The sequence below is a fragment of the Catenulispora acidiphila DSM 44928 genome, assembly GCF_000024025.1.
GTDB classification, from domain to species: domain Bacteria; phylum Actinomycetota; class Actinomycetes; order Streptomycetales; family Catenulisporaceae; genus Catenulispora; species Catenulispora acidiphila.
This window is the reverse complement of record NC_013131.1, coordinates 8,266,515-8,279,055: the sequence shown is the minus strand read 5'-3', so window position 1 is coordinate 8,279,055 and position 12,541 is coordinate 8,266,515. Positions and strand designations below refer to the sequence as shown.

Here is a 12,541-nt window from a genome sequence, read left to right as displayed (position 1 = left end):
GTACTTCCGGAAGGCACAGTCAGGGCTGGGCCGTTAGCGTTACTGCATCGGCATTCTGGCGTTCCCGACTGGAGGTCGCATGACGAACCCGGAGCAGGGGCAGACCCCTCCTGAGATCCTCGACCTCCCTGTCGGCATCGACGCCGGCGGGATCCGGCGCGAGACCGACGCGATGGGCGCCGTCGACGTCCCGGCTGACAGGTACTGGGGCGCGCAGACCCAACGCTCGCTGGAGCATTTCACAGTCGGCGACGATCACATGCCACCGGGGATCCACCACGCCTACGGATACGTCAAGATGGCCGCCGCGCTGGTCAACGGCGAGGCCGGGCGGCTGCCGCGCTGGATGGCCGATCTGATCGCCCGGGTCGCCGCCGAGGTGATCGCCGGCGACCTCGACGAGCACTTCCCGCTCTACGTCTGGCAGACCGGCTCCGGCACGCAGACCAACATGAACGTCAACGAGGTCATCAGCAACCGCGCGATCCAGCTGGCGGGAGGCACGCTCGGCAGCAAGGCGCCGGTCCACCCCAACGACCACGTCAACCTCGCGCAGTCCTCCAACGACAGTTTCCCGACCGCGACCCACGTCGCGGCGGTGCTGGCGCTGCAGAACCACGTGCTGCCCGAGCTGCGGAAACTGCACACGGCGCTGGACGCCAAGGCGCGGGAGTGGGCCGACATCCCCAAGACCGGCCGCACGCACCTGCAGGACGCCGTCCCGCTCACCGTCGGCCAGGAGTGGTCCGGCTACGCCGCGCAGATCGCCGCCGCGACCGACCGCCTGGAGTCGGCGCTGCCCGGGCTCTACGAGCTGGCCGCGGGCGGGACCGCCGTCGGCACCGGCCTGAACGCCCCGCCCGGATTCGCCGAGCGCTTCGCCGCCGAACTCGCCGAACTGACCGGCCACCCCTTCGTCACCGCACCCAACAAGTTCGCCGCCCTGGCCGGCGCCGAGGCGATGGTCGCGGCCTCGGCGGGCCTGCGCGGCGTGGCCGTCCCCCTGCTGAAGATCGCCAACGACATCCGCTTCCTGGGCTCGGGCCCGCGCAACGGCCTCGGCGAACTGCGCCTCCCGGAGAACGAACCAGGCAGCTCGATCATGCCGGGCAAGGTCAACCCGACGCAGTGCGAAGCCACGATGATGGTCTGCCTGAGAATCCTCGCCGACGACACCGCCCTGGCCACCGCCGCCGCCATGGGCAACTTCGAACTCAACACCATGCGCCCCCTGATCGCCTCCTCCTTCCTCCACTCCGCCCAGATCCTCACCGACGCCACCCGCAACCTGCGCGTCTTCTGCATCGAAGGCGTCGAACTCGACCGCGAGCGCATCGACCACGACCTGGGCCGCTCCCTGATGCTGGTGACCGCCCTGACCCCGGAGATCGGCTACGACCGCGCCGCGCAGATCGCGCACACCGCCGACGCCGAGGGCACGACCCTGCGCGAGGCGGCGGTGGCGAGCGGATGGCTGACGGCGGAGGAGTTCGACCGGATCGTGGATCCTCGGGCGATGACGGGGCGGGGCGGGGCTGGCTGAGCGGGCGGGTGCGCGAGTCGGGCTCGGGCGTTTTGGGCGCGGTGCCGTGTAGGCGTTTCGGCGGCGGTTGTGTGCGTGGTTGAAAGGCGTTTTCTTACAGCTCCGCGCAGGGTGTTGATGGCCTCTGGCGTCCCTGCCTTGGCGGATCGGGCTGGGGTTGGGGCGGTGATCTGCTCTAGATCAAGAGCCGCAAGCCACAAGTCACAAGCCCAGCCTCACTCCATACCGGCCGGCGGACCCTCCTGCTCGCCGAGCGCTTGCGAGAACATCGCGCTGTAGTGCTCGAACCGCGGCTGCCAGGCGTCCTTGTCTCGCGTGCCGGTGGCCAGCAGGTCCAAGCAGGATTCCCAGCCCGCTGCATTGCGCGCGGCGATGCCGGGGCGCAGCTCGTCGATCAAGACCAGCAGGGTGCCGGTGCCCTGCGCGGTCAGGGTGAAGCGCAGTGTCTCCTCGCCCCAGGTGAAGGCCAGGGATTCCGGCTCGCGCGCCTCTAGTACCTCGCCCTGCATGGTCAGGTTGTCGGCCTCGGGTCCGAACAGGAAGCTGATGGCGGCGCCGGGCTTCCAGATTCCGTCGGCGACGGTCACCTCGCAGGGGAACCATGCCTTGAGCTGCTCGGGCTCGGTCAGGGCTTGCCACACCACGCTCGGCGGGTCGGGCAGTGCGCGCTCTAGACGGATCGCGGCGCCCTGCGTCCCTCCGGTCGTCAGCGATGCGTCGTTCGATACGTCGTTCTTGGCGTCGTTCATGGCTTCCTCCGGTCTTCGAGATGGGCTTCCAGCCGGTCCATGCTCCTGGTCCACAGCCACCGGTACGGCGCCAGCCAGTCGTCGAGCTCGGCGAGTGGTTCGGGGCGTAGGCGGTAGAAGCGGTGCTGTGCGTCGGGGCGTACGTCGACCAGTCCGGCTTCGCGGAGGGCGCGCAGGTGCTTGGAGACGGCCGGCTGGCTCGCGTCGAGGCGCTCGGAGAGCTCGCCGACGGATTTCTCGCCTTCGCGGAGCAGTTCGACGATGGCCAGGCGGCGGGGTTCGCCGAGGGCTTGGAAGGCTGCGGCCACGGTCATAAAACGAGTGTGCCTCTATGGTTATATACCTGTCAAGGAATATATGCTGGTCCGGGTCTCTACTTCGACTCCACGATGAGCGTCCGTATCCGATCCGTCGTCGCCTGGTCCGTGGAGGCGACGAACGGCAGCACGTTGCCGCCCTCCAGCCGCACCGGCGCGCCGTCCAGCGCCGCGACGTGGCCGCCCGCCTCGGCGACCAGCAGCAGCCCGGCGGCGTGGTCCCAGCAGAACTCCCATGTGATCACCATCGCTGAGCGCGATCCGGCGGCCAGGTCGAGGTATTCGATGCCGCACGCGTCGAAGTAGCGCACGTCCAGATCCGCCGCGCGCATCGCGTCCACGCCGCGGCCGTAGCCGTTCGGCCACCAGACCGGGTGGCTGGTGGTGACCGGTAGCGTCGGCGTGCCGTCAGCCGGAGCCGCTGCCACCCGGACCGGCACGCCGTCCACCTGGGCGCCGTGACCGGCCAGCGCCGTACCGATGCGGCCCAGAACCGGCGCGTACGTCCAGGAAGCGAGCAGCACGCCGCCGACGGACAGCGCCACCAGCGTCGAGAAGCGTCCCGAGCCGGCGACGAAGTTGCGGGTGCCGTCGATCGGGTCGACGATCCACACCGGTGCGCTGCCGGTGAGCGCCGCGAGCACCGAGGCGTCCTCGGACACCGCCTCCTCGCCGACCACGACCGAGCCGGGCAGGAACGCCGTGAGGCGCTCGCGCAGCTGGTCCTCGGCTTCGCGGTCGGCGACGGTGACCGGGTCGTTCGGGCCCTTCATGACGACGTCGGAGTCGCGCAGGGCCCGGAAGCGCGGCAGGACCGTCTTCTCGTTGACGGAACGGATGATGTCTTCTACTTCGGCCAGCTCAGCGAAGGAAATCACAGTCTCACTGTCGCAGACCGCCGCAAGCGGCTTCCGGCCACGGACATCCGCACCGCCTCCCCGTCACTCCGCGTCGGTGTGCCAACGCCCGCGGTGCGTGATGTCCTCGACCGTCCGCCGCTTGATGGTCTTGCGCGACGTCTTCTGCCGGGCGTCCCGGTCGGGGTCCGGATGCCCGATGGCGACCGCGCCGATCGGCGTGAACTCCGCCGGGATGCCGAACTCGGCGCGCACGTTGCCGATCGACTCCGGCGGGATCCCGAAGTACAGCGCGCCGAGGTCCTCCTCGACCACCGCGAGCAGCAGCAGCATCGTCAGCATGCCGGTGTCGATGTGCCAGAAGGGCACCGGCCAGCGGGCCTCGTCCCGGTCCGTCCAGCCCTTGTCGGGGCGGGCGTACCGGTCGATGTAGATCTCCTTGTTGGAGCAGGGGATCACGATCATCTGGGCGTTGCGCAGCGCGGTGCCCTCGTACTCGCCCTCGGGATCCATCGCCTCCCAGAAGGCGGTACGGTCCTCGGCGGACTCCAGCACGAGCATCGCGTAGCCCTGCGAGAAGCCCGCGGACGGCGCGCGGTTCGCCGCGCGCAGCAGGCGCTCGCTCACCTCCGGCGCGATGGGCTCGGTCGTGAACGCCCGGACCATCTTCCGCTTGCGGATCACATCTTGGAATTCCATGCTCACTCCGCCGCCTGCGAGGGGTCGGCGCCGAAGCAGCCAGCGCCCAGCAGCACCTTGAGATCGGAGCTCAGCGCCGGGGAGTTGGCCACCCGCAGGTTGTCGCCGAGCTGGTACCGGATCACCTTCTCATCCCGGCTCTTGAGGTGCATGCGCACCGGGGTGGTGCCCGGATGGCGGGTGAGGATCCGCTTGAGCCGCTCCACGGTCGCCGGGATCACCCGGGACTCGGAGACGTGCAGCACCACCGGAGCGCTGCTGCCGGCGGTCGAGATGTCCAGGACCGCGACCTCCATCGCGATCAGCTTGGGCACCTCGTCGCGCTTGTCCAGCCGGCCCTTCACCACGACCACCGCGTCCTCGGCCAGCTGCGTGGAGTACAGCTGGTAGGTCTGCGGGAAGAACATCGTCTCGATGCCGCCCTCGAGGTCCTCGACGGACGCCGCGGCCCAGGTGTTGCCCTGCTTGGTGACCTTGCGGGCGAGCCCGGCGACCAGCCCGGCGATGGTCACGATCGAGCCGTCCGCGCGGTCGTTCTCCCCGGTGAGCGAGGCGATCGAGCAGTCCGCCTTGGACGCCAGCAGGTTCTCCACGCCGGAGAGCGGATGGTCCGAGACGTAGAGCCCCAGCATCTCCCGCTCGAAGCCCAGCAGCACCTTCTTGTCCCACTCGATGTCGGAGAAGGCCAGCTCGATCCCGCCGGTGATGGCCTCCTGCCCGCCGTCCATCAGCGAGCCGAACAGCGAGTCCTGGCCCAGCGCCTCCTGCTTCTTGACGTCCACCACCGAGTCGATCGCGCGCTCGTGCTGCTCGATCAGCCCGCGGCGGGAGTGTCCCAGGGAGTCGAAGGCGCCGGCCTTGATCAGCGATTCGATGGTCCGCTTGTTGCAGACCGGCAGGTCCACCTTGGCCAGGAAGTCGTTGAAGGAGGTGAACCGGCCCTTGGCCTTGCGGGTGGCGATGATCGAGGTGACCACGTTCTCCCCGACGTTGCGGATCGCGCCGAGCCCGAAGCGGATGTCGGTGCCGACCGGGGTGAACTGGTGCAGCGAGTCGTTGACGTCGGGGGGCAGCACCTTGATGCCCATGCGGCGGCACTCGCCCAGGTAGATCGCCGAGCGGTCCTTGTCGGTCGCCGTCGAGGTGAGCAGCGCGGCCATGTACTCGGCCGGATAGTGCGCCTTGAGATACGCGGTCTGGTAGGCGATGAAGCCGTAGGCGACCGAGTGCGACTTGTTGAACGCGTAGTCGGCGAACGGGACCAGGACGTCCCAGACCGCCTTGGTGGCCTGGGCCGAATACCCGTTGTCGGCCATGCCCTTCTCGAAGCCCACGTACTCCTTGTCGAGGACTTCCTTCTTCTTCTTGCCCATCGCCCGGCGCAGCAGGTCCGCTTGGGCCAGGGAGTAGCCGGCGAGCACTCGCGCGGCCGCCATCACCTGCTCCTGGTAGATGATCAGGCCGTAGCTGACGCCGAGGACTTCCTTCAGCGGCGCCTCCAGCTCCGGGTGGATCGGCGTGATCGGCTGCCGGTTGTTCTTGCGCTCGGCGTAGTTGATGTGCGAGTTCGCGCCCATGGGCCCGGGGCGGTACAGGGCGATGATGGCCGAGACGTCTTCGAAGTTGTCCGGGCGCATCTGCCGCAGCAGCGAGCGCAGCGGCCCGCCGTCGAGCTGGAACACCCCGAGGGTGTCGCCCTTGCACAGCAGCTCGTAGGTCAGCGGGTCGTCGAGCGGGAACTCCAGCGTGTTGAGCCGCTTGCCGGTGGTGGTCTCCACGTTGTTCAGCGCGTCGGTGATGATCGTCAGGTTCCTGAGACCCAGGAAGTCCATCTTGATCAGGCCGATTTCCTCGCAGGTCGGATAGTCGAACTGCGTGATGATGACGCCGTCGGCGGGGCGCATCATGACCGGCACGTGGTCGGTGATCGTCTCCGGGGAGATGATGACGCCGGCGGCGTGCACGCCGGGCTGGCGGATCAGGCCCTCCACGCCGCGGCCGGTGTCGATGACCTTCTTGACGTCCGCGTCCTGCTCGTACATCCCGCGGATCTCGCCGGCCTCGCCGTAGCGCGGGTGGTTGCTGTCGAACACCCCGGACAGCGGCATCGACTTGCCCATCACGTCCGGCGGCATCGCCTTGGTGATGCGGTCGCCCATCGCGAACGGGTAGCCCAGGATCCGGCTGGAGTCCTTGATCGCCGCCTTGGCCTTGATCCGGCCGAAGGTGGCGATCATCGCGACCTTGTCCTCGCCGTACTTCTCGGTGACGTACCGGATCACGTCCGAGCGGCGGCGGTCGTCGAAGTCGATGTCGATGTCGGGCGGGGTGACGCGGTCGGGGTTCAGGAACCGCTCGAAGAGCAGGTCGAACGGGATCGGGTCGACGTCGGTGATGCCCAGGGACCAGGCGACCAGCGACCCCGCGGCCGAACCGCGGCCCGGACCCACGGCGATGCCGTTGTCCTTGGCCCAGTTGATGAAGTCCGCGACCACGATGAAGTAGGAGGGGAAGCCCATCGACAAGATGACGTCGAGCTCGAACTCCAGGCGGGCGTGGTAGACCTTCTCGTCCGGGACGCCGGCCGGGAACCGCTTGTTCAGGCCGTCGTAGGCGAGCTTGCGGAACCACTGGTCCTCGGTCAGCCCGTCCGGCGCCTCCAGCCGCGGCATGAGGTTCCGGTAGGCGAACATCCCCTCCGGGTTCACCTTCTCCGCGATCGCCAGAGTGTTCCGGCAGCCCTCCTGCCAGATGTCGTCGGTGTTGATCGCCCGCATCTCGTCGGCGCTCTTCAGGTAGTAGCCGTCGCCGCCGAACCGGAAGCGGTCGGGGTCGGCGATGTTCGAGGCGGTCTGGATGCACAGCAGCGCGTCGTGCGCGGCGGACTCTTCGCGGTAGGTGTAGTGCGAGTCGTTGGTGACCACCGGCGGGATGTTGAGCTTGCGCCCGATGTCCAGCAGCCCTTCGCGGACCCGGGTCTCGATGTCCAGACCGTGGTCCATCAGCTCCAGGTAGAAGTTCTCCTTGCCGAAGATCTCCTGGTACTGCCCGGCGGCGGCCAGCGCCTCGTCGAAGTGCCCCAGGCGCAGCCGGGTCTGCACGAAGCCCGAGGGGCAGCCGGTGGTGGCCATCAGACCGGCGGAGTGCTCCGCCATGAGCTCGGCGTCCATGCGCGGGTACTTGCGCGCGAAGCCCTCGGTGAAGGCGCGGGAGGAGAGCTTGGTGAGGTTCTGCAGACCGGTGACGTTCTGGGCCCAGATGGTGGCGTGCCCGTAGAGTCCGCCACCGGAGACGTCGTCGGATTTTTGGTGCGGCTGACCCCAGCGGACCGGCTTGGCGTTGTAGCGCGATTCCGGCGCCACGTAGGCCTCGATGCCGAGGATCGGCTTGATGCCCGCGGCCATCGCCTGCTTGGTGAAGTCGGCCGCGCCGTGCATGTTCCCGTGGTCGGTCATCGCCACCGCCGGCATGCCCAACGAGGAGGCATGCTTGAACATGTCCTTCAGTCGTGCCGCACCGTCGAGCATCGAATACTCGGTGTGAACGTGCAGGTGGACGAAGGAATCGGACACAGGGGATCCTCCTGCGGGTGGGGCGGGCGCGGCTCCCGAAGTCTACGAGATTTACTTGATCCAATGTTCGGTTCGAAGCGGGTTTTCGGTCCGCCCCAGGTAAGGAGTGCAAGTGAGGCTTGGGCGTGTCGCGTCTTGGTTCCTGGTCGCCTTCGGAGTGTGGTCGGTGATCATCTGGCCGCGCTTCATGGAAGCCATTTGGGACGACAAAAGGTCCTGGGACGACGGACCCACGTCCTTCTTCCTCGTGCACGCGGTCCTCGTTGCGGTGTCCATGGTGGCGGGGGTGTCGATCGGCGTGATCGGGTGGCGCTCGGTGCGGGGGCTGCGCAAGATGAACGCGTGAATTCACGCGTGGTGAACGACGGGGAACGCCGGGCACGGCTGGCGTCGCGACATCTGTTGGCTCCCGGACGCAGGGCGGCGACACCGGAGGCGGTGGTCGACGCGCTCGTCGCGCTGCACTCCACCGACGCCGCGACGGTCTACCTCTCGGCGCTGGCCCGGCTGGAGAAGCCGGACACCGCCGACGTCGAGCGCGCGCTCTACGACGACCGGACACTGGTCCGCATGCACGGCATGCGGCAGACGCTGTTCGTGGTCCCGGCTGATCTGGCTCCGGTGGTGCAGGCTTCGACGACGCGTGAGATGTGGGGCAAGGAACGCGGTCTGCTGCTGAAGAACGCCGTGGCCGCCGGGCTGGATGCCGCTTGGCTGGAGCGCGTCGAGGCGGAGACGGTCGCCGAGGTCAAGCGGCGCGGATCGGCGACCGGCGCTGAGCTGGGCAAGGCGGTGGCTGGGCTGCGGGACCAGGTGCTGTACGGCAAGGGCACCAAGTGGGAGGCCTGGCAGCCGGCCTCGGGGCGCGTGCTGCGCGTGCTCGGCTTCGACGGCGCCGTGGTGCGCGGGCGTCCGGTCGGCTCGTGGCTGTCCAGCCAGCACCGGTGGGAGCCGGGCGCCGGACACGCGGAGATCGCGGTCGCGGACGCCCAGGCGGAGCTGGCACGCCGCTGGCTGCGGGCGTTCGGTCCGGCGACCGAGGCGGATCTGAAGTGGTGGACCGGCTGGAAGGTGACCGACGCCCGCAAGGCGTTGAAGGCGGTCAACGCGGTGCAGGTAGCTGTCGGCACCGGTGTCGGCTGGGTGCTGCCGGACGACCTGGACGAGGTCGCGGCGCCCGAGCCGTGGGCTGCCCTCCTGCCCGGGCTCGACCCGACGGCGATGGGCTGGCAGGCGCGCGAGTGGTACCTCGCTGAGGAGATCCGGCCGCCGCTGTTCGACCGCGCGGGGAACGTGGGACCGACGGTGTGGTGGAACGGCGAGGTCGTCGGCGGCTGGGCGCAGCGTGCTGACGGGACCGTGGCGACGAGGCTGCTGCGGGACGTCGGGAGCGAGGCGGAGAAGGCGATCGCGGTGGAGACCGAGCGGTGTCAGACGGCGCTGGGGGAGCACCGGGTGACGCCGCGGTTCCGGACGCCGCTGGAGCGCGAGATCTCCGAGGGCTGAGACGACGCCGCGGAGCGACGCGGAACCAGAACCGGAACCAGACCAGAACCAGAACCGGAGCGCCGGGGCAGCGGACCAACCCCGCCCCGGCGCTCGTCGTTGGGTGGCGGTGTCCGATTCCCGGGGGCGGTTTCGGGCGGATCGGGAGTCGAACCCTCACGGACAGTAAGAACATGTAAGAGGTCTGTCAACACCGTCCGGGGACGCGCCGTGAAGACGGTGTTGACGATGGGTGACAACGCGCTTAACCTGTGCGATTGCGATCGATGGCGTTTATTCGTAGTCGAATTTGTTGGAGCGTGCTCATGTCCCCCGCAGCTAGACAACGCACCGCGCTCGCCGCCACCCTCACCCTCCTCCTCAGCATCCTGACCACCTGGGCCGTCGCCTCCCCGCCGGCCCACGCGGCCACGTCCACCACCGTCACGGTCGACGGCGGCTCCGCCGGCCGCACCTTCGACGGCATCGGGGCGATCAGCGGCGGCGGAGGGAACTCCCGCCTGCTGGTCGACTATCCCGAGCCCGAACGCACCCAGATCCTGGACTACCTGTTCAAGCCCGGGTACGGCGCCTCGCTGCAGATCCTGAAGATCGAGATCGGCGGCGACACCAACTCCACCGACGGCGCCGAGGCCTCGCACGAGCACAGCCGCGGCGTCGTGGACTGCAACCAGGGCTACGAATGGTGGCTCGCCGAGCAGGCCAAGGCGCGGAACCCGAACATCAAGATCTACGGTCTGGCCTGGGGTGCCCCGGGCTGGATCAACGGCGGCTTCTGGTCCACCGACACCATCAACTATCTGATGGACTGGTTCGGCTGCGCCGCGAAGCACAATCTGCCCGTCGACTACCTCGGCGGCTGGAACGAGCGCGACTACAACGCCGCTTGGTACGAGAACCTCAAGAGCGCGCTGGTCTCGCACGGCTACGGCGCCACCAAGGTGGTCGGAGCCGACAGCGGCTGGGGCGTCGCCGACACGATGACCTCGGACTCCTCGTTCAACAACGCGGTGGACATCGTCGGCGTCCACTATCCCTGCGGCTACGGCAGTGCCTTCACGTCGTGCACCAGCACCTCCAACGCGGTGAATCTCAACAAACCGCTGTGGGCCAGCGAGAACGGCTCGGAGTCGACCGACGGCAGCTCGACGTTCGGCGCCCCGAGTATCGCCCGCGCCCTCAACCGCGACTACATCGACGGCAAGATGACCGCGTACATCAACTGGCCGCTGGTGTCCGCGATCTACCCGAACCTGCACTACGCCGACCAGGGACTGGGGATCGCGAACCAGCCGTGGTCCGGCAACTACTACATAGGCAAGACCACCTGGGTCATGGCGCAGACCTCGCAGTTCACCGCGCCGGGATGGAAGTACCTTGATTCCGGCAGCGGATTCCTCGGCGGGAACCGCGCCAACGGCAGCTACGTGTCGCTGAAGTCGTCGAACGGCCGCGACTACAGCACCGTCGTGGAGACCATGGACGCCACCGCCGCGCAGACGATGACGGTGAAGGTCGCCGGCGGTCTGTCGAGCGGGGCGGTGCACGTGTGGCAGACCAACGTGAACTCCGGCAGCTCCTCCGACTGGTTCGTGCACAGTGGAGACGTCACGCCGTCCGGCGGGTCCTACACGGTGACCCTGCAGCCCGGCTACGTCTACACGTTCACCACGACCACCGGGCAGGGCAAGGGCGTCACGTCGCCGCCTGCCGCCTCGGCGATGCCGCTGCCGTATACGAACACCTTCAACACCGCGGCCACGACCACCTCCCCGCTGTACTTCTCGGACATGAACGGCGCCTTCCAGACCGCGCCGTGCGACGCCGGGCGGGCCGGGACGTGCCTGCGTCAGATGGCGGCGTACCAGCCGATCCGCTGGACCGGCGAGTCCTATGACGCGCCGTACACGCTGATCGGCGATCAGACGTGGTCGAACTACACGGTCAAGACCGATGCGTTGTTCGAGCAGGCCGGCAGCGTCGAGCTGATCGGTCGGGCGAACTTGCAGGGCACGAACAACAACGGGCTGAATGCCTACCACCTCCGGGTCGGCAACTCCGGCGCGTGGTCGATCGTCAAGAGCGACAACGCGTGGAACTTCACGACGCTGGCCAGCGGGACGATCGCCTCGCTCGGTCTGAACACCTGGCACACGGTCGCCTTCCAGCTGAACGGCTCGACGCTGACCGCGTCCGTGGACGGCAAGACCGTCGGCAGCGTCAACGACAGCACCTGGACGAACGGCCAGGCGGGTCTGGGCGTCACCGGCTACCAGACGGAGGAGTTCTCGAACTTCTCCATCACGCCGGGCTCCTCGCAGGTCGTGCACCAGGGTCCGGTCACCTCGGCGCAGGCGGGCAAGTGCGTGGACGACAACGCCGGCTCCACGGCCGACGGCACGCACGTCCAGATGTACGACTGCAACAACAGCGCGGCGCAGAACTGGTTCTGGGCCAACGGTTATCTCCAACTCAACGGAGCCAGCGGCAAGTGCGTGGACGTGACCGGCAACGGCTCGGCGAACGGCACGCTGGTGGAGCTGTGGGACTGCAACGGCGGCGCGAACCAGCAGTGGGCGCCGCAGGCGAACGGCGAGCTGGTGGGCGTCGGGTCCGGCAAGTGTCTGGACGATCCGGGGTTCAATACCGCCAACTCCACGCAGCTGGAGATCTGGGACTGCAACGGCGGCGCCAACCAGCGATGGACGGTGCCATAATCCGCTAAATGAGCTGGAAAACATGGGGGATCGTGGGTGCCGTCGTCGTCCTGGCTGCCGCCGGGACGGCGACGGCACTCCTGCTGCGCGGCGGCGGGACGACTGACTACAAGACGTTGCCGACGTGCGAGAAACTCTCGGCGGCGGTGGCAGGCAAACCGGCGTTCAAGGTCGGACAGAACGTGACCGACGCCTCCGACATCCGCGGCCTGCACCCGGCGTACACGAACATCCGGTGCGTGACCGACGACGAGACGACCTCTGTCGAGGTGGACCTGTACCAGGCGAGCGACATGGACCTGGTGACGGCCCACAAGTACGCCGACCAGCAGGTCCACGACGGGACATGGCGCGCGAACAACATCTTCACCCGCGACAAACTCACCGAGCTGACCCCGGACATCACCTACGGCTCCCTGGGCTTCGCCAACGCCACCTGCACCGTCGAGCAGGTGAAGCACAACGCCGAGGTGATGCTCACCGTGCCGATGCCCAAGACGACCTCGCTGGAGCAGTGGAACGCGCAGTGCAAGCAGATCGCCCAGCAGCAGATGCCGAAGGTGATCAAGGCGGCGCTCTGA

At 68.2% G+C, this 12,541-nt stretch carries 10 protein-coding genes; 5 read left to right on the top strand and 5 right to left on the bottom strand.

From position 1 onward, the window contains the following. The first annotated feature begins 79 nt into the window (after window positions 1-79). The gene (locus CACI_RS35235) at window positions 80-1,543 is read left to right on the top strand and encodes a class II fumarate hydratase (protein ID WP_015795673.1); all 1,464 of its coding nucleotides are present in this window, start codon (window positions 80-82) and stop codon (window positions 1,541-1,543) included. A gap of 215 nt (window positions 1,544-1,758) precedes the next feature. Here CACI_RS35235 and CACI_RS35230 read toward each other — a convergent pair whose 3' ends face one another. From CACI_RS35230 to dnaE, 5 genes are all read right to left on the bottom strand, one after another. Next, a complete protein-coding gene (locus tag CACI_RS35230; RefSeq protein ID WP_015795672.1) occupies window positions 1,759-2,292 on the bottom strand; it encodes an SRPBCC domain-containing protein in 534 nt (177 codons plus the stop codon). Beyond that, window positions 2,289-2,606: an ArsR/SmtB family transcription factor gene (locus CACI_RS35225; protein ID WP_015795671.1), complete on the bottom strand. Its 318-nt coding sequence runs from the start codon at window positions 2,604-2,606 to the stop codon at window positions 2,289-2,291. The genes CACI_RS35230 and CACI_RS35225 overlap by 4 nt, the downstream gene beginning before the upstream one ends. A gap of 59 nt (window positions 2,607-2,665) precedes the next feature. Next, window positions 2,666-3,487, bottom strand: a complete 822-nt coding sequence (locus tag CACI_RS35220) for an inositol monophosphatase family protein (protein ID WP_015795670.1) — start codon at window positions 3,485-3,487, stop codon at window positions 2,666-2,668. A gap of 63 nt (window positions 3,488-3,550) precedes the next feature. Continuing rightward, window positions 3,551-4,165 (bottom strand): nitroreductase family protein, encoded by a 615-nt coding sequence (locus CACI_RS35215; RefSeq protein WP_015795669.1) that lies wholly within the window; start codon window positions 4,163-4,165, stop codon window positions 3,551-3,553. Between the two features lie 2 nt (window positions 4,166-4,167). After that, window positions 4,168-7,737 carry a DNA polymerase III subunit alpha gene (gene dnaE, locus CACI_RS35210; RefSeq protein WP_015795668.1) on the bottom strand — a complete coding sequence of 1,190 codons (3,570 nt, stop codon included), beginning with the start codon at window positions 7,735-7,737 and terminating at the stop codon, window positions 4,168-4,170. A gap of 112 nt (window positions 7,738-7,849) precedes the next feature. On the opposite strand from dnaE, the gene CACI_RS49370 reads away from it, so the two are divergent. The 4 genes from CACI_RS49370 (at window position 7,850) to CACI_RS35190 (ending at window position 12,541) form a co-directional block, all read left to right on the top strand. Continuing rightward, on the top strand, window positions 7,850-8,083 hold the full coding sequence (locus CACI_RS49370) for an SCO4848 family membrane protein (RefSeq protein ID WP_015795667.1): 234 nt from the start codon (window positions 7,850-7,852) through the stop codon (window positions 8,081-8,083). Next, on the top strand, window positions 8,080-9,243 hold the full coding sequence (locus CACI_RS35200) for a winged helix DNA-binding domain-containing protein (RefSeq protein WP_015795666.1): 1,164 nt from the start codon (window positions 8,080-8,082) through the stop codon (window positions 9,241-9,243). The genes CACI_RS49370 and CACI_RS35200 overlap by 4 nt, the downstream gene beginning before the upstream one ends. Before the next feature lie 305 nt (window positions 9,244-9,548). Further along, a complete protein-coding gene (locus CACI_RS35195) occupies window positions 9,549-11,960 on the top strand; it encodes a ricin-type beta-trefoil lectin domain protein (protein ID WP_015795665.1) in 2,412 nt (803 codons plus the stop codon). Window positions 11,961-11,968: 8 nt separating this feature from the next. Beyond that, window positions 11,969-12,541 (top strand): hypothetical protein, encoded by a 573-nt coding sequence (locus tag CACI_RS35190; RefSeq protein ID WP_015795664.1) that lies wholly within the window; start codon window positions 11,969-11,971, stop codon window positions 12,539-12,541.